12 protein-coding genes are annotated in these 16,959 nt (G+C 70.1%); 3 read left to right on the forward strand and 9 right to left on the reverse strand.

From position 1 onward, the window contains the following. The first annotated feature begins 40 nt into the window (after nt 1-40). Complete coding sequence (locus ACIN94_RS20255; protein ID WP_400708118.1) at nt 41-1,120, forward strand: PQQ-dependent sugar dehydrogenase; 1,080 nt, start codon at nt 41-43, stop codon at nt 1,118-1,120. A 168-nt stretch (nt 1,121-1,288) separates the two neighbouring features. Here ACIN94_RS20255 and ACIN94_RS20260 read toward each other — a convergent pair whose 3' ends face one another. Further along, nucleotides 1,289-3,088, reverse strand: a complete 1,800-nt coding sequence (locus tag ACIN94_RS20260) for a VanW family protein (protein WP_400708120.1) — start codon at nt 3,086-3,088, stop codon at nt 1,289-1,291. A 546-nt stretch (nt 3,089-3,634) separates the two neighbouring features. On the opposite strand from ACIN94_RS20260, the gene ACIN94_RS20265 reads away from it, so the two are divergent. Continuing rightward, nucleotides 3,635-4,594, forward strand: coding sequence for a tripartite tricarboxylate transporter substrate binding protein (locus tag ACIN94_RS20265; RefSeq protein ID WP_400708122.1), 960 nt, complete (start codon nt 3,635-3,637; stop codon nt 4,592-4,594). Between the two features lie 164 nt (nt 4,595-4,758). Here ACIN94_RS20265 and gatB read toward each other — a convergent pair whose 3' ends face one another. The 8 genes from gatB to ACIN94_RS20305 all read right to left on the reverse strand — a co-directional run bounded on the left by gatB (nt 4,759) and on the right by ACIN94_RS20305 (nt 15,433). Further along, the gene (gatB, locus tag ACIN94_RS20270; protein WP_400708124.1) at nt 4,759-6,264 is read right to left on the reverse strand and encodes an Asp-tRNA(Asn)/Glu-tRNA(Gln) amidotransferase subunit GatB; all 1,506 of its coding nucleotides are present in this window, start codon (nt 6,262-6,264) and stop codon (nt 4,759-4,761) included. Continuing rightward, entirely contained in the window at nt 6,261-6,839 is a 579-nt protein-coding gene (locus ACIN94_RS20275; protein ID WP_400708126.1) for a hypothetical protein, read from the reverse strand. The genes gatB and ACIN94_RS20275 overlap by 4 nt, the downstream gene beginning before the upstream one ends. Then, nucleotides 6,836-7,924, reverse strand: a complete 1,089-nt coding sequence (locus ACIN94_RS20280) for an AAA family ATPase (RefSeq protein WP_400708128.1) — start codon at nt 7,922-7,924, stop codon at nt 6,836-6,838. Before ACIN94_RS20280 ends, ACIN94_RS20275 begins: the two co-directional genes overlap by 4 nt. 30 nt (nt 7,925-7,954) lie before the next feature. Beyond that, the gene (gene gatA, locus ACIN94_RS20285; RefSeq protein WP_400708130.1) at nt 7,955-9,445 is read right to left on the reverse strand and encodes an Asp-tRNA(Asn)/Glu-tRNA(Gln) amidotransferase subunit GatA; all 1,491 of its coding nucleotides are present in this window, start codon (nt 9,443-9,445) and stop codon (nt 7,955-7,957) included. Next, entirely contained in the window at nt 9,442-9,741 is a 300-nt protein-coding gene (gene gatC, locus ACIN94_RS20290; RefSeq protein ID WP_400708132.1) for an Asp-tRNA(Asn)/Glu-tRNA(Gln) amidotransferase subunit GatC, read from the reverse strand. The genes gatA and gatC overlap by 4 nt, the downstream gene beginning before the upstream one ends. A gap of 148 nt (nt 9,742-9,889) precedes the next feature. Then, nucleotides 9,890-11,971: a putative bifunctional diguanylate cyclase/phosphodiesterase gene (locus tag ACIN94_RS20295; protein ID WP_400708134.1), complete on the reverse strand. Its 2,082-nt coding sequence runs from the start codon at nt 11,969-11,971 to the stop codon at nt 9,890-9,892. A gap of 130 nt (nt 11,972-12,101) precedes the next feature. Beyond that, nucleotides 12,102-14,282 (reverse strand): NAD-dependent DNA ligase LigA, encoded by a 2,181-nt coding sequence (gene ligA / locus ACIN94_RS20300; RefSeq protein ID WP_400708136.1) that lies wholly within the window; start codon nt 14,280-14,282, stop codon nt 12,102-12,104. 146 nt (nt 14,283-14,428) lie between these two features. Next, nucleotides 14,429-15,433, reverse strand: a complete 1,005-nt coding sequence (locus ACIN94_RS20305; RefSeq protein ID WP_400708138.1) for a methionine synthase — start codon at nt 15,431-15,433, stop codon at nt 14,429-14,431. Nucleotides 15,434-15,630: 197 nt separating this feature from the next. Here ACIN94_RS20305 and mycP point away from each other — a divergent pair, with 197 nt between their 5' ends. Continuing rightward, nucleotides 15,631-16,782 carry a type VII secretion-associated serine protease mycosin gene (gene mycP, locus ACIN94_RS20310; protein WP_400708140.1) on the forward strand — a complete coding sequence of 384 codons (1,152 nt, stop codon included), beginning with the start codon at nt 15,631-15,633 and terminating at the stop codon, nt 16,780-16,782. Nucleotides 16,783-16,959 lie beyond the last annotated feature (177 nt).

Consider the following 16,959-nt stretch of genomic DNA (forward strand, 5'->3'; position numbering starts at 1 on the left):
CCCCTCCGTACTCGACGGTAGGAACGGAAAAGGAGCTTTCATGATTCGGATGACACGACTGACGTCCCTTTTCGCGGCTGCGCTGCTGGTGGCGGGGTGCTCGGCGGTACCCGCCGACACCACGCGGGTCCCCGCTCTCCCCTCCACAGGCACCGCCGCGCCCCTCGGCGAGCCACGCACCCTGGTGAAGAACCTGGCCGTGCCCTGGGGTCTCGCGTTCCTGCCCGGTGGCGACGCCCTGGTGACCGAGCGCGACACCGCCAGGCTGTTGCGGGTCACGGCGGCGGGAAAGGTCACCGAGGTCGGCACGGTCGACGGCGTACTGCCCGACGGCGAGGGCGGCCTGCTGGGCGTGGCGGTCTCTCCCTCCTTCGGCAAGGACCACTACGTCTTCCTGTACTTCACCTCCGCCCAGGACAACCGGATCGTGCGCTACCGCTACGTCCGGGGTCTGACCGATGCCACCGTGATCCTCGACGGCATCCCCAAGGGCTGGATCCACAACGGTGGCCGCCTGGCCTTCGGCCCCGACGGATACCTCTACGCCGGCACCGGCGAGACCGGCGACCGCGCCCTCGCCCAGAACCTCGGCTCCCTGGCGGGCAAGATCCTCCGCATGACCGTCGACGGCAGGCCCGCCCCCGGCAACCCGTTCAAGAACGTGATCTGGAGTTACGGCCACCGCAACGTCCAGGGCCTGGCCTGGGACCCGTCGGGGCGCATGTACGCCAGCGAGTTCGGGGCCAGCTCGTTCGACGAGATCAACCTGATCAGGAAGGGGGGCAACTACGGCTGGCCGGAGGTCGAGGGCGTCGGCCACGACTCGCGCTTCATCAACCCGGTCGTCACCTGGCCCACCTCGGAGGCCTCCCCCTCCGGCATGGCCTACGCCGACGGCTCCCTCTGGGTCGGCGCGCTGCGGGGCAGGAGGCTCTGGCAGGTCCCCGTCGCCTCCGACGGCACGACCGGCACCCCCGTCGCCAGGTTCGACGGCCGGTACGGCAGGATCCGCGCGGTCGCCGCCGCCCCCGACGGCTCCCTGTGGTTCGGCACCAGCAACAAGGACGGCCGAGGCTCCCCGGCCGCCGACGACGACCGCCTTCTCACCGTGACCCCGTAGCTCCTGCTGCGGGGCTTCCGGCTTGCCTAGGGTCCGACCGGCCTCCGGTTCGCGCTGCGGTGGGCGGTGAGACGGCCGGCCGGAACACCCACCCACCGCAGCGCGCACACCCGCACCGCGAACACCCGCAAGCCGGAACACCCGCACCGCGAACGCCCGAAGCAGGAACTACCCGTCCTGAGCGGGATCCGGCGTGGGAACGCATTTGAGGTCGGTCTCGGGTCTGTAGACGGTCTTCCTCGTCTCCCGCTTGACCTCCTTGCCGTCCTGCTTGAAGACCCGGGTCACGTCGATCGTGAAACCCTGCTGCCCGGTCATCGCGATGCAGTCGGGACCGCTGTCGGTGGCGCTCTCGAACGGGGTGACGTTGTAGCGCTCGGAGGAGATCGACTCGATGTCGTAGCGCTTGGTGCTCCAGAAGGCGACCGTGACCGAGGTGGCCGTGGAGGAGGCCTTCACCAGCACGCCGTACTTCGAGTCGTTCTTCCAGCGGAAGTCCGGCTCCGGCCAGGAGACCGTGGACTCGCGTCCGGCGGGGTAGCGCGAGATGTAGAACTCGTGCGCCATGTGCTGGACGTCTTCAAGGCCGCCGAAGAACACCGCGTTGTACATGGTGGTGACGAACTGGGAGATGCCGCCGCCCACGGAGTCGATCAGCCGGCCACCCTGGATCATGGGAGCCGGAACGAAGCCGCGGGCCGTGTCGCGCTGGCCGATCACACCGTTGAGCGAGAAGGTCTCGCCGGGCTTGACCAGGTAGCCGTCCAGGAGAGCGGCGATCGTGCGGATGTTCGTCACCCGGGGGGCGCAGCAGGGGTACGGCGTGGTGAACTCGCTGATCTTCTCCTTGATTCCGAGCTTGTGCGCCTCGGCGTCGGAGACGCGAGGCTTGACGGTCATGAGAGCGACCGGGATCGTCCGGCTACCGCCCTCGGTGACCATCCGGGCCACGGCATCGGCGAGCTTATCGTCGTTGATCCCCTTGCCGTTACGGCCGGGGATCAGTTTCGGCGTGTTGCCGACGATCTGGAAGGTGGGCTCCCTGGGGGCCTGGGCGGGATCGACGAGTTTCTTCTCCACGGTCACGACCGCGTTCCTGGCGTCGAACACCGGGACCATGCCGCCGGAGCTTCCGGACGTGAAGGACAGGTGGGCGGCGAGGGTCTCCACCGGGAGCTGGGCCTGCCTGCCGGCGTAGGTCAGGGTGACCGGGCCGGACAGGGCCTTGTCCGCAGCGGCGGCGGCCTTCTTGACCACCTCCGCCGTCACCTTGGGTTTGATCACCGAAACCGGCAGCTCGATCTCTCCTCCGGCCGCCAGGAAGGCCTTCCTGATGGCAAGGGCCGCGGCGGACTGCTCCAGTTCCCGGCCGTCGCGGGGGGTCACCACGACCGGCTTGGTGTCCTCGAAGGTGACCGAACCCTCGCGGACCTTGAGGTCGATCTTCTTGGCCAGGGCTGTGACGGTGCTGTCCATGCGCTCGGAGTCGACGGAGACCTTGAGGTCCAGCTCGGTGGTGCCGGTCAGCCCTCGCCAGACGTCCGCCGGAGTGGGGAAGCCGCTGGACGCTTGGCCGATGGTGGCGACGACATCGAGATCCAGCCCGATGTCCTCGGAAGCGATGGCGTATTTCTTGCCCGCGGCCCGGAGGGTCATCCCCTTGCCGATTTTGCCGGGCAGCTGCTCCCTGAGCCTGTCCGCCGCCTCGGTCGCGGTCAGGCCGCCGATGTCGACGCCGTGGATCCGGGTGCCCGGCAGTATTTTTCCGGACATGACGATCGCGGGTACGGCATAGGCGAGGGCGGCCAGCAGCAGCAGGACCGCGACGACGAGGAGGGACCTGCCTCCCCTGCGGCGGGGCGGCTCTCCGAAACGGGGTGGCTCCGGCGGCCGGGGGCCACCGGCCCCGGGCGAGAACTCGTCATGCGGAGGCCGTTGCTGAGGGGAGCGCTCGGGCGGGGCTGCCATCTGCCAGGGCTGGGCCGGGGAGGCCGGAGGCGGCAGCTGCCCAGGGGCGGGAGCGGCGGGCCGGCCGAACCCGGAGGGCGCCGCGGGCTGGCCGGACCCGGAAGAGCCGAAGATGTCAGGCGAGACACCCGGGGGAAGCCGTGAGCCTCCCTTCGGCTGCTCTCCGGGGGGAGCAGCGGGGTCGCGGGCGCCCGGCCGGACCGGACGTGAGGGGAGAGGAACCGCCGCGAACGGGTCCGTCGGTGGGTCTATCGACGCTCCGGCGTTCCGCACGGCCTCCGTCTCCTCCTGCTCCGCAGTTTTTACCTTTGTTAACCCTAAACCACATCCACCAGCCAAGACCCGAAAAGCAATAACGAATCAGCCCGTCCACCTGGCGGTGCCGTACCTTGGCGGACTCGTGGGCCCGGGCGCATGGCACGTTGGTCGCGGTGGCCGTGAGCGATGTGACCGGGACAGACGATATAACGGCAACCTCGCAAAGGATCACCGCTGTCCGCGGCACCCGGCATCCTCGCCATGCTTTTACGTTGTTTGGAGTTGACCATGCGTCTTCGGAGAGCCGCCGCCCTGGCGGTACTGTCCCTCGCCGCCCTTACCGCGTGCGGCTCGGGCTCCAGCGTCGGCACGCTGAGAATCATGGCTCCGGCGTCGCCCGGCGGCGGCTGGGACCGGACCTCCCGTGCGGCGGCCCAGGCCTTCACCTCAATCGACCGGTCCACCAAGGTGGAGGTCTACAACGTCCCCGGGGCGGGCGGGACCGTCGGTCTGGCCCAGCTCGCCGGAGAGAAGGGCAACGGCAACCTGCTGATGACCATGGGCCTGGTGATGGTCGGCGCGGTGGAGCAGAACAGGTCGAAGGTCACGCTGGCCGAGACCACGCCCATCGCGAAGCTCACCGAGGAGTACGAGATCGCCGTGGTTCCGGCGGCCTCGCCGTACCGGACGCTGGCCCAGCTGGTGGCGGCGTGGAAGGCCAACCCGGCGAAGATCACGATCGGGGGCGGCTCCGCCGGAGGCACCGACCACATCGTGGCGGGCCTGATGGCCAAGGCCGCCGGGATCGACCCCGGGAAGGTCAACTACATCGCTCACTCGGGCGGTGGTGAGGCACTCAACGCGCTGCTGGGCAACAAGGTCTCGCTGGGGATCTCCGGCATCGGCGAGTTCGCCGAGCACGTGAGGTCCGGCAAGCTCCGCGCCCTCGGCGTGACCTCGCCCGTCCGCGTCGACAGCGTGAACTCGCCCACCATGAAGGAGGGCGGCCTGGACGTCGAGCTGGCCAACTGGCGCGGGTTCGTGGCCCCGCCCGGGCTGGACGACGCCGCCAGGAAGGACCTGACCGACCTGGTCACCAGGATGCACGGCTCGCCGGCGTGGAAGGAGGCGGTGGCCAAGAACGGCTGGATCGACTCCTTCCAGACCGGCCGGCAGTTCGCCGACTACCTCGCGGCCGAGCAGGCCAGAGTCAAGACCATCATCGCGGAAATGGGACTCGCCCCGTGACGTCCTCCACCGAATCGGGTCAATACCTGGTCGATATGAAAAAACGGAATTAACACTGGGAAAAGGCTCCGCCGAGAGGGCGGAGCCTTTCCGTCAATCGCTCAGGACGCCTTACGGGCCGTTCACGGATGCCCTGCCCGCTGCCCTCCTGCGTCTTCGGCGGACTACTCGGAGACGCCGAGCTTCTCCAGCAGGAGCTCACGGGCCCGGCCGGCGTCGGCCTTGCCGCGGCTGGCCTTCATGACACCGCCGACGAGAGCGCCGACCGCGGCGATCTTGCCACTGCGGACCTTGTCGGCCGCGGCGGCGTTCTCGGCCAGGACCTGGTCGATGATCGCCGTCAGCTCGCCCTCGTCATTGACGATCTGCAGGCCGCGCGCGGCCACCACCTCGTCCGGGGAGCCCTCGCCGTTCAGCACGCCCTCCAGGACCTGGCGGGCCAGCTTGTCGTTCAGCGCTCCCCCGGCGACCATCGCGCACACCCGGGCGATCTGGTCCGGGGTGATCCGCAGCTCGCTGAGCGGGACCGCGGCCTCGTTGGCCCGGCGGGCCAGCTCGCCCATCCACCACTTGCGGGCGTCCGCGGGCGGGGCCCCGGCGGCGACGGTCGCCTCGACCAGGCCGATGGCGTCGGCGTTGTGCATAGCCGCCATGTCGAGGTCGGAGACGCCCCACTCCTGCTGGAGCCGCTTGCGCCGTACGCTCGGCAGTTCCGGCAGGGCGGCCTTGAGCGAGGCCACCCACGCGGTGTCGGGGGCGATCGGCACCAGGTCGGGCTCGGGGAAGTAGCGGTAGTCCTGCGCCTCCTCCTTGGACCGGCCCGAGGTGGTGGTGCCGGTGCTCTCGTGGAAGTGGCGGGTCTCCTGGATGATCCGGCCGCCGTCCGCCAGGATCGCGGCCTGACGCTCGATCTCGCCGCGGACCGAGCGCTCGACGCTGCGCAGCGAGTTCACGTTCTTGGTCTCGGTCCGGGTTCCCCACTCGGAGGAGCCGCGCGGCATGAGGGAGACGTTCACGTCGAAGCGCATGGACCCCTCCTCCATGCGCACGTCCGAGACACCGAGCCCGCGCATGACCTCGCGCAGCTCGGTGCCGTAGGCGCGGGCGATCTCGGGGGCGAGCCGGTCGGTCCCCGGGATCGGCTTGGTGACGATCTCCACCAGCGGGATGCCGGCGCGGTTGTAGTCGACGATCGAGTAGTCGGCGCCGTGGATGCGGCCGGTCGCGCCGCCCACGTGGGTGGACTTGCCGGTGTCCTCCTCCAGGTGGACCCGCTCGATCTCGATCCGCACGGTCTTGCCGTCCACCTCGACGTCGAGGTAGCCGTCGAAGCAGAGGGGCTCGTCGTACTGGCTGATCTGGTAGTTCTTCGGCATGTCCGGATAGAAGTAGTTCTTCCGGGCGAAGCGGCACCACTCGGCGATCGAGCAGTTGAGGGCCAGGCCGATGCGGATCGTCGACTCGATCGCCGCGGCGTTGGCCGTCGGCAGCGCTCCGGGCAGAGCCAGGCAGACCGGGCAGACATGGGTGTTCGGCGGAGCGCCGAACGTCGTCGGGCAGCCGCAGAACATCTTCGACGCCGTACCCAGCTCGACATGCGTCTCCAGGCCGAGCACCGGCTCGAAGCGCTCCAGCGCCTCGTCGTACGGCATGAGCGTATGGGTGCTCATAGGTAACCAAGTCCCTTCAGTGCGTTCCTCGTCTCGGCGACCCAGTCGGCATACGCGGGCACCTGGGCCAAGACCGCGAGATCGATGTTTCTTCCTATGTATTCGAAGTAATCGCGGATCGGCTTTCCCCGCCGCGGAACGGTCGCGGCCAGGATCCCCGCGGGGTCGGTGATCCTCTCGACGTCACGCGGGCGGGCGGGCAACAGGCCGAGGTCGCTCCCCTCCAGACCTGCCCACACGCCGCGGTCGGCGAGTAGCCAGGCCTCGGTGTCTCCCAGCCCGATGACCGGCACCAGGTAGTGCGAGTGGTAGCGGATACCGTCTGTCTTGCCGCCCGCCTTGCCGCGCTCCCGCAGATCGTCGTGGGTGAAGAGCAGATGGCAGTCCGCCGCGAGCTCCTCCAGCGCCGTGACCATGTGCTCCCGGTCGCACGGGACGACCTCCGTCGCCTCGACGTCGACCGCGTACGGCGACATCCACGTGAGCTCGCGGAGCTGCCGGGAGATGACGATGCCGAGGAAGCCCTCGTCGGCCTCCCCCTCGGCGATCAGTCCGGGGACCAGGGGACGGCTCATGCCGCCGCGCCCAGATATTTACGGACCTGCCGGGGCGAGACGAACGTGCCCGGCTCTCCGTCCGGCAGGACGGGCTTGGCGACGGTCACCCGTGAGACCCGGTCGTTGTCGGGGTCGACACGGACCACGGTGTCCAGGAAGGTCAGCGCGTCGGGATCGGTCCGGTAGAGCTCGGCGACCACCACCGGGGAGTGGCTGGTGAGGATCACCTGACGGAACGGCCTCGCACCCCCGGGCTCGGCGACCCGCTGCCGGATCCGGCGGAGCAGCTCGCCCAGGCTTCCCGGGTGCACACCGTTCTCGATCTCCTCCACCAGAAGGGTGCCGGGATGGTCCGGATCGTGCAGGGCGGTGAGCAGTCCGAGGGTCCGCAGGGTCCCGTCCGACAGCAGCGCGGCCGGCACCTTCCCCTGACCGTCGACGACAAGTTCGAAGGAGCATTCCTCACGGTCGACGCGGGGCACCAGCTCGACCACGTCGGGGAGCACCCCGGCGAGGTCGGCCATGAGGTCGGCCAGCGCGGCCGATCCCGCCATCCGCCCGAGCACCGCGGCGAGGTTGGCGCCGTCGGCCGTGAGCGGGCCGCGATCGGCCGAGGAGCACCGGCGGCGCATGACCGCCGGCGACGGAACGTAGCGACGCCACGACTGGACCGTACGGCGAGGCGTGATCTCCGGCTCCGGATCCTCGACGATGAACTCCAGCAGCTCCTCCGGGAGCCGGTGAGCCATATGGCTGACGACGGCCCCGCTGGACCTGGGGATCCTGAGCACCATCTCCGCACCCACGTCGAACCGGATCGGCAGCAGCGCGCCGGGCTCCGGGGAGACCAGGGCCTCCACCGAGACGACGAAGCCGGGAACCGGGGCTCCCCGCGCGACCCGGTGGAACTGCTCTCCCGGCAGGCCGCGTCGCGCGTCGAGCAGCCCACCGGACCCGGCGATCTCGTCGGCGACGAACGCGACGGCGTCGAACACGTTCGACTTGCCGCTGGAGTTGGGGCCGACCAGCGCGAGGAAGGGCGGCACGTCGAGGTCGAAGTTCAAGAAGGACTTGAACCCGTCGATCTCGATCCGAGTGATCATGCCGCCTTTCCCCCTGTCGCCTCGAAACCCTTAAAGCGCCGGCGCCTTGGACAGCAGGCTGCCGCCCCAGCGCCCTTCAAGGGCCTTCTCCACCGCGGCGCCGACCCGGTAGCAGCGGTCGTCGCCGAGCACCGGGGCCATGACCTGCAGACCGACCGGCAGCCCGTCCTCGTCCGCCAGGCCGCACGGCACCGAGATGGCCGCGTTGCCCGCCAGGTTGGTCGGGATGGTGCACAGGTCGGCGAGGTACATCGCCATGGGGTCGTCGGCGCGCTCGCCGATCGGGAACGCCGTGGTCGGCGTGGTCGGCGAGATGAGCACGTCCACCTGGTGGAAGGCCGCCTCGAAGTCACGCGAGATCAGCGTGCGGACCTTCTGCGCCTGGCCGTAGTAGGCGTCGTAGTAGCCGCTGGACAGCGCGTAGGTGCCGAGGATGATGCGCCGCTTGACCTCGGGGCCGAACCCGGCGGCCCGGGTCAGCGCCATGACCTCCTCGGCGCTCCGCGTGCCGTCGTCGCCGACCCGCAGGCCGTACCGCATGGCGTCGAAACGGGCCAGGTTGGACGAACACTCCGACGGGGCGATCAGGTAGTACGCCGGAAGGGCCGTGGTGAACGACGGGCAGGAGATCTCGACGACCTTGGCGCCCAGGGACTCCAGCAGTTCCACGGTCTCGTGGAACCGGGCGAGCACGCCCGCCTGGTAGCCCTCGCCGCCGAACTCCTTGACCACGCCGATGCGCAGCCCGGCCACGTCACCGTTACGCGCCGCCTCGACGACCGAGGGCACCGGAGCGTCGATAGAGGTCGAGTCCATGGTGTCGTGGCCGGAGAACGCCTCGTGCAGGAGCGCCGCGTCCATGACGTTGCGGGCGAAGGGGCCCGGCGTGTCCAGGGAGCTGGCGAAGGCGATCAGACCGTAGCGGGACGAGCCGCCGTAGGTCGGCTTCATGCCGACGATGCCGGTGACCGCGGCGGGCTGGCGGATCGAGCCGCCGGTGTCGGTACCGGTGGACAGCGGTGCCTGGTAGGCCGCGACCGCGGCGGACGAGCCGCCGGAGGAGCCGCCCGGGATCCGGGACAGGTCCCAGGGGTTGCGGGTGGGGCCGTAGGCCGAGTTCTCCGTGGAGGAGCCCATCGCGAACTCGTCGAGGTTGGTCTTGCCGACGATCACCAGACCGGCCTCGCGCAGCCGGCGGGTCACGGTCGCGTCGTACGGCGGGCGGTAGCCCTCAAGGATCTTGGATCCGGCCGTGGTCGGCATGTCGACGGTGGTGAAGACGTCCTTGTGCGCGATCGGCACGCCGGCGAGCGGGCCGAGGTCCTCCCCGGCGGCCCGGCGGGCGTCGACGGCCCGGGCCTGCTCCAGCGTCGTCTCCGCCTCGACGTGGAGAAAGGCGTTGACCCGCGGCTCGACGGCGGCGATCCGGTCGAGGTGGGCCTGGGCGACCTCGACGGCCGAGACCTCCCCGCTCGCGACCAGCGCGCCGAGTTCGGCGGCGGACTTGTGGATGAGGCTCATGCTTCCTCCCCGAGGATGCGCGGAACACGGAAGCGGCCGTCCTCGACTGCCGGGGCGCCTGACAGCGCCGCCTCGGGCGTCAGGCCGGGGCGTACCTCGTCGGGACGGTAGACGTTGGTGAGCGGGAGCGCGTGCGAGGACGGCGGGATGTCGTCGGCCGCCACCTCGGCGACGCGGGCGACCGCACCGATGATCACATCGAGCTGGGCGGCGAAGTGGTCGAGTTCCTCATCGGCCAGCGCCAGCCGGGACAGCCGGGCGAGGTGAGCGACCTCGTCGCGGGTTATGGCGGACATGAGTCGTTGAACCCGTTTCGTGGAATGGCAATTGGACACTGTCATCTTAGGGCTCGTGACCTAACGTGCCTGACCCATTAACCCCCGGCTGGCCACGCGAGGGCCCGCGGGAGCGGGCGTACGTCGCCGACGTACGCTCTCGCGTCTTTCAGGCCGTCTGGGGGTCGAGCACCTCGACCGCCCCCGGGAAACAGAGGCCGGGCGTGGCCGGGGCCCGGTGTTTCCGGAGCCAGGCGGTGGCGTCGGCCGCGGACATGGGTTCGGCGAACAGCCAGCCCTGGGCGAGGTCGCACCCCATACGGGCCAGGCGGGTGGCCACCTCGGCCGACTCGACGCCCTCGGCGACCGAGCGCAGGCCCAGGGAGCGGACCAGGTCGATGATGGAGCGGACGATCCGTTCGTCGTCCTCGGACTCACCGATCCTACGGACGAACGAGGCGTCGATCTTGACCTCGGAGACCGGCAGGCGCTGCAGGCGGACCAGTGAGGAGTAGCCGGTGCCGAAGTCGTCCAGCGCGAGCGGCACGCCGAGCGAGGCCAGGGCGCGGACCGCGTCGGCGGTGTAGGCCTGGTCGGTCATCAGGATGCGCTCGGTGACCTCAAGCTGGATCGCCTTGGGCGGCAGCCGGTACTGGGCGAGACCGGCCTCCAGCCGCTCGGGGAGGGCGGAGTCGAGCAGATCGCGGGCGGAGACGTTCACCGACACCTGCTCGCGCAGACCGGCGTGCCACCAGTGGGCCGTCTGCTCCAGGGCCGCGTCGATGACGTACTGGGTGAGGTGCCGCATGAGATACGACTGCTCGGCCATCGGCACGAACTCTCCCGGGGAGATCATCCCCCTCTCGGGGTGGCACCACCGCAGCAGCGCCTCCACTCCCCGCACCTCCCCGCTGGCCAGGTCGAGCTTGGGCTGGTAGTGGAGCCGGAGCTCGGAGCGGTCGATGGCCCTGCGCAGGTCGCCGATGAGGTTGAGCCGTTCGGGGCTGTTGCGGTCCTTGTCGGCGACGTAGATCTCGACACCGGTCCGGCCTTCCTTGGCCAGGTACATCGCCACGTCGGCGCGTTGCAGCAGCAGCTCGAAGTCCGGCGCGTGATCGGGGTAGAGCGCGATGCCCACCGAGGCGTCCAGATCGAAGGTCATCCCCTCCAGGCGGACCGGCTCGGTGAGGGCCACCCGCAGCCGTGCGGCCACCTCACGGGCCGCGGCGGCATCCCTGACCGAGGGCAGCAGCACCGCGAACTCGTCGCCGCCGAGCCTGGCCACCACGTCGCCCGGCCGTACGCTGTGGGTGAGCCGGTGCGCCACGATCTGCAGCAGCCGGTCGCCCACCGGGTGGCCCAGCGTGTCGTTGACCTCCTTGAACCTGTCGAGATCGAGCAGCAGCAGGCCGACCCGCTCGCCCATCCGCGCCTCGGCGAGCGACTCCTCGGTGCTGAGCACCAGCATCTTGCGGTTGGGCAGGCCGGTGAGGCCGTCGTGCATCGCCTGATGGTCTCGGCGGAGCGACATGGTGGCGGTGAAGTAGACCGCGGCCAGCGGCGCGACGAACAGCGGCACCAGCGCCGGGGAGTGGTTCATCACCACCACGACCAGCGGGGCCAGTCCGAGCAGCCCGGCGTAGACCAGGCTCTGGTGGCCGACCGTGGTCCTGATCACCCGGATGACCGAACGGCGCTCGTGCAGCGCCACGGCGCCGGAGACCAGCAGTGCTCTGACCACGAAGTAGGCGAGCCCGGCCAGCCCGATCGCGAGCATGTCAGGTCCCCTGGGCACCCAGGGGACCTCCCGCACCAGGCCGCTTCCGAACAGCACGATCACCACACCGGCCGCGGTGCAGGCCAGTGTGGCCTGTGCGATGTTGAACATGACACGGTGCCACGCCTTGCGGGTGACGGCGCCGTTGACGACCATGCCGACCGCCTGGACCAGCACCGCGATCGGCAGCCCGTAGTGGAGCAGCGCGGCGAAGGTGAACATCGTCGACGGGTAGGTGCCTCCAACCGTCGCCGACGACGACAGCAGCACCGGCCGCAACTCGCCCAGCACGATCAGGACCGCCAGCATCCAGAACAGTGGGCTGCGGGCGAGGGCGGCCGCCTCCGGCGAGCCGATCCGCCCTTGGGCCACGACGAGAGCGGTGAACCCGAGCGTGATGACGGTCACGAGATAGGCCCACAGGGGTGAGCCGGTGCGCGGTCCGGTGTCGCGTGTGTCGTTTGGGTCGGCCATGAATAACAAAACCCCCATTAGTTCACTATGGGAGAGTACGGCCTCTGAGCCACTTCGCGAAACCGGTTGCGTACGTTCCGTTACCGGTCATTTGAAACATTTGCGACATAACAGCTTTTGTCCCCCGTGATTACTCTTCCGGCCTGACCGCTACCCCGGCCGCCGCCTCCGGCCCCTCGGCCAGGAGGACCTTCAGGCCGCTCTCGTCGAGGATCGGCACGCCGAGCTTGGCCGCCTTGTCTAGCTTGGACCCGGCGTTCTCACCCGCCACCACGAAGGAGGTCTTCTTCGACACCGAGCTCGACACCTTCCCGCCCCGGCCCGCGAGGACCGCGCCGGCCTCGTCACGGGTGTAGGCGGCCAGCGTGCCGGTCACCACGAAGGTGAGCCCGGCCAGGGTCTGCGGGAGCCGCTCCGCCGGCGGCTCGTCCTCCATCCGGACCCCCGCGGCCCTCCACCGGCCGACGATCTCCCGGTGCCAGTCGACCTCGAACCAGTCGCGGATCGCGGCGGCCACGCGCGGCCCCACACCCTCGACGGCGGCGAGCTCCTCCTCCGAGGCGTTCGCGATCGCGTCGATCGAACGGAACTCGGCGGCGATGGCCTGGGCGGTGGGCGGTCCGACGTGCCGGATGGAGAGCGCGACCAGGACCCGCCAGACCGGCTGGTCCTTGGCCTTCTCCAGCTGCTCCAGCATCTTCTCGGCGTTCTTGCTCGGCTCGCCGCTCTGGTTGGCGAAGAAGGAGACGACCTTGGGTTCACCCGTCTCCGGGTCGGTCCTGGGCAGCCCGGTGTCGGGGTCGCGGACGACCGACCGGATCGGCAGCAGCCGCTCGATGGTCAGGTCGAACAGGTCGGCCTCGGTGCGGACCGGCGGCTCCTGCGGAGGCAGCGGCTGGGTCAGCGCGGTGGCCGCCACGTAGCCCAGTCCCTCGATGTCGAAGGCCCGGCGCCCCGCCGCGAAGAAGATCCGTTCGCGGAGCTGGGCGGGGCACGCCCGGGTGTTGGGGCAGCGCAGGTCGGCGTCGCCCTCCTTCTCGTAGGCCAGCTCGGTGCCGCACTCCGGGCAGTGCGTCGGCATCGTGAACTCGCGCTCGGTGCCGTCGCGCAGGTCCACGACCGGCCCGACGATCTCCGGGATGACGTCGCCCGCCTTGCGCAGCACGACGGTGTCGCCGATGCGCACGCCCTTGCGCGCGACCTCCGAGCCGTTGTGCAGGGTGGCGCGCTCAACCGTGGAGCCCGCCACGACGACCGGCTCCATGACGCCGTACGGTGTGACCCGGCCGGTGCGGCCGACCCCCACCTGGATGTCCAGGAGCTTGGTGTTGACCTCCTCGGGCGGATATTTGTAGGCGATCGCCCACCGGGGCGCCCTGCTGGTGGAGCCCAGGTTGTGCTGGAGCTCGACGCGGTTCACCTTCACCACGACGCCGTCGATCTCGTAGGCGGGGTCGTGGCGGTGCTCACGGTAGAACTCGATGAAGTCGTTGATGCCCTCGAGGTCGTCGACGACCCGGTAGAGGTCGCTGACCGGCAGGCCGAACTCCCGGAGCCGCTCGTAGATCTGGGACTGGGTCGAGGGCGGGGTGGCCCCCTCCCACCTGCCGACACCGTGAACGATCATGTGCAGCGGGCGCTGCGCGGTGATCCGCGGGTCCTTCTGCCGCAGCGACCCGGCGGCCGAGTTGCGCGGGTTGGCGAACGGCGCCTTGCCCGCCTCGGCCAGCTGCTCGTTGAGCTTCTCGAACCCCTCGACCGGCATGTAGACCTCACCGCGGACCTCGACCAGGTCGGGCACATCGTCACCGGTCAGGCGGTGCGGCACACCGGTGACGGTGCGCACGTTGGCCGTCACCTCGTCGCCCACGCGCCCGTCGCCCCGGGTCGCGGCCCTGACCAGACGGCCCTTCTCGTAGACCAGGGCGATCGCCAGACCGTCGATCTTCAGCTCGCACAGGTAGGGCGCCGGGTCGCGCTCGGCCAGCCGCTCGGCCCGCGCCTGCCAGGAGGCGAGGTCGTCGGCGCTGAACGCGTTGTCCAGGCTCTCCATCCGCTGCAGGTGCGCGATCGGCGTGAAATCAGTGGAGATCGGCGCACCGATCTTCTGCGTCGGCGAGTCGGGCGTGCGCAGGCTCGGGTGGTCCTCCTCCAGCCGTCGCAGCTCACTCATCCACGTGTCGTACTGGGCGTCGCTCACGGTGGGCGAGTCGAGCACGTAATAGCGCCAGTTGGCCTCTTCGACCAGCTCGGCCAGCTCCGCGTGCCGCTCCAACGCCTCCACCGGAACACCTTCGACCTCAGCAGCCATCGCCCAGCTCTCCCCTCGTCAATCCAGCCAAGAGAAACGCTATCGCCGGGCACCGACAACGCGGACGCGCGTTGCCCGGAGGTGGGCAGCCCCTGCTCAGACCTTGGAGCAGGTCCCGTAGCAGGTCCCGGGGCGGGCGGAGGTGGTCACCGGTCGGGATCGTCTCTCAGCACGCGGGCCGCCTCCCGGCACCTGGCCAGAGCCGCCCTGGCGTAGGCGGGCGAGGCTCCGGCCAGCCCGCAGGCGGGAGTGAGCACGACCTGCGAGGCCAGAGAGGTGGCGGGGAAGCCGAGGCGGCGCCAGAGCTCGATGGCCGGTTTGGCGACCACGTCGACGTCGGGCAGCCGGGAGTCCACGCCGGGCACGACGCCGAGGAAGAAGGCCGTCCCGGCTTCGACGGACTCGCCGATCGCGTCCTCATCCCGCCGCCTGAGCAGGGAGGCGTCCACCGAGACTCCTCTGACGCCGGCGGCACGCAGGATGCCGAAGGGCACGTTGGGAGCACAGCAGTGCACGATCGTGAACGTGTCGGCGGGCAGCACCGCGCCGAGCCACTCGGTGGCGACCGGGGCCTCGACGGCGGGCAGCCGCCCGAAGCCCGACGCGGTCGGCACCGTACCCGCGAGAACGCCCGGCAGCCCCGGCTCGTCGAGCTGCACCACGATCTCCGAGGCGCCCGGCACCCTCCGGCGCACGTCGGCGACGTGCGCAGCGAGCCCCTCGGCGAAGGAGGCCACGAGATCTCGCACCGCTCCGGGGTCGGCGAGCGTCTTGTCGCCGTAACGCAGCTCGACGGCCCCGGCCAGCGTCCACGGCCCGCACACCTGGATCTTGAAGGGCCCCTCGTACCCCTGGACCGTCTCCTCCAGCGCGTCAAGGTCGCGCACGAGGTGGTCGCGGGCCCGCTTGGCGTCGCGTCCCGGCCGGTCGGCGAAACGCCACCCGGACGGCTGCACCTCCACCGGGAGCTCCACGAGCAGCGACGCGGTGCGCCCGATCATGTCGGCGCCCACGCCGCGCGCGGGCAGCTCCGGCAGGTACGGCAGTGCGGGCAGCTCGCCGAGCACGACCCTGATCGCCTCCGCGTGGTCCACTCCCGGATGCGACCCGACACCGGTCGCCGCCGCCTCGCCCCACGGATATTCACTCATGCCCGCTGCTCCCAGCCACGCTCGTCGAGACATGGGCGATCGCCGCCGGGCCCGCTGGCCCGCCCTCCTCGCTCGTCCACGACAGCCAGCTTAGGACCGCGGACGCCGCGTCCGGCTGGACGACCTCTCCATCCCCACACAAGGGTTGATCGAGTTGAGTATGGTTTTGACCGATATTCACCCGCCTTGGGGGACGCATGATGATCGGTCGAGCGCTCGTCGCGGTGTCGATGTTGCTGGCGGTCACGGTTCCGGCGGCCCCGGCCGAGGCGGCGGAGCCCGCCAAGTGCCTACCCGAACGCGGCACCCTGACCATCGGGGAGTCGTGGGCCCAGCGGCGGTTCAACCTGCCCGACGTGTGGCAACTGACCAGGGGTGCAGGGGTGACCGTCGCCGTCATCGACAGCGGCCTGGACACCGGCCATCCCCAGCTGACGCGGGCCGGCGCGTACGAGGTCACCGGCACCGGCACCCGCGACTGCTTCGGGCACGGCACGGCGGTGGCGGGCATCATCGGCGCCGCCCCGACGAAAGGGAGCCCTTTCGTCGGGGTCGCGCCGGCGGCGAAACTGATCTCCATCAAACACACCGACGACCGCCAGGGCGATGTCGGCAGGCTGGCCCAGGCGATCGTGAAGGCCGTCGAACTCGATGCCGACGTGATCAACGTGTCGGTCGAGGCGAGCAACGTGCCCGACCTGAACAACGCGGTCGCCTACGCGCTGTCCAAGGACGTGGTGGTGGTCGCGGCGGCGGGCAACACCAAGAAGGAGGACGGCACCCCCATCCCCTCCTACCCGGCCGCCTACCCCGGAGTCCTGTCCGTCGGCGGCGCCGGTCCCGACGGGGCCAGGGTCGACTCCTCGAACGCCACCACACCGGTCACCGTGGTGGGCCCCGGCAAGGAGATCACCAGCACCTGGCCCTTCCGGGCCTACAAAGAGGGACTGGAGGGCACCAGTTTCGCCGCACCGTACGTGGCCGGGACCGTCGCGCTGGTCCGCTCCCGCTATCCGGAGCTGACCAACGCGGAGGTGGTGCGGCGCATCGCGCTCACCGCCGACGGCGGGTCCGGGACCGGGACCGGTGCGGGCATGGTCAACCCGCTGCTGGCGGTCTCGGCGATCCTACCTTCGGAGACGGTCGCGCTCGCACCGCAGGAGCCCGCACCGCTGGCGGCCGACGCGATCAGGCACGCGCCGCCGGAGGACTCCCGGAGCATCTCGATCGCCGTCTGGGTCGCCCTGCTCTCGCTCGCGACGGCCGTTGCGGTCACGCTGGGTCGCGTCGCGATCCCTCTGGGCCGCCGCCGCGGGTGGCAGCCGGGAACTCTGGATAACAGGACGTGAAAGAGAGGGGAAATCAGTGAACAGGGGAGCTCATATTTGCTTCGATAGGCACCGATAAACCCATTAGTAGCTTTACCGGCATTTGAGGTGGAAGGAATGCAATGGGGGATTTAAACCCATTACTACCCGAAAATCCGGAGCGCGTAGGCGTCCATATCCTCGTCGGGCGACTCGGCC

The organism is Streptosporangium sp. NPDC087985, assembly GCF_044741965.1.
In the GTDB taxonomy this organism is placed as follows: Bacteria; Actinomycetota; Actinomycetes; order Streptosporangiales; family Streptosporangiaceae; genus Streptosporangium.

What these genes read in the sequence shown, in the direction of transcription:
- ACIN94_RS20255 (WP_400708118.1), top strand. Translation starts at nt 41, where the DNA reads ATGATTCGGATGACACGACTGACGTCCCTTTTCGCGGCTGCGCTGCTG.
- ACIN94_RS20260 (WP_400708120.1), bottom strand. Translation starts at nt 3,088, where the DNA reads ATGGCAGCCCCGCCCGAGCGCTCCCCTCAGCAACGGCCTCCGCATGAC.
- ACIN94_RS20265 (WP_400708122.1), top strand. Translation starts at nt 3,635, where the DNA reads ATGCGTCTTCGGAGAGCCGCCGCCCTGGCGGTACTGTCCCTCGCCGCC.
- gatB (WP_400708124.1), bottom strand. Translation starts at nt 6,264, where the DNA reads ATGAGCACCCATACGCTCATGCCGTACGACGAGGCGCTGGAGCGCTTC.
- ACIN94_RS20275 (WP_400708126.1), bottom strand. Translation starts at nt 6,839, where the DNA reads ATGAGCCGTCCCCTGGTCCCCGGACTGATCGCCGAGGGGGAGGCCGAC.
- ACIN94_RS20280 (WP_400708128.1), bottom strand. Translation starts at nt 7,924, where the DNA reads ATGATCACTCGGATCGAGATCGACGGGTTCAAGTCCTTCTTGAACTTC.
- gatA (WP_400708130.1), bottom strand. Translation starts at nt 9,445, where the DNA reads ATGAGCCTCATCCACAAGTCCGCCGCCGAACTCGGCGCGCTGGTCGCG.
- gatC (WP_400708132.1), bottom strand. Translation starts at nt 9,741, where the DNA reads ATGTCCGCCATAACCCGCGACGAGGTCGCTCACCTCGCCCGGCTGTCC.
- ACIN94_RS20295 (WP_400708134.1), bottom strand. Translation starts at nt 11,971, where the DNA reads ATGGCCGACCCAAACGACACACGCGACACCGGACCGCGCACCGGCTCA.
- ligA (WP_400708136.1), bottom strand. Translation starts at nt 14,282, where the DNA reads ATGGCTGCTGAGGTCGAAGGTGTTCCGGTGGAGGCGTTGGAGCGGCAC.
- ACIN94_RS20305 (WP_400708138.1), bottom strand. Translation starts at nt 15,433, where the DNA reads ATGAGTGAATATCCGTGGGGCGAGGCGGCGGCGACCGGTGTCGGGTCG.
- mycP (WP_400708140.1), top strand. Translation starts at nt 15,631, where the DNA reads ATGATGATCGGTCGAGCGCTCGTCGCGGTGTCGATGTTGCTGGCGGTC.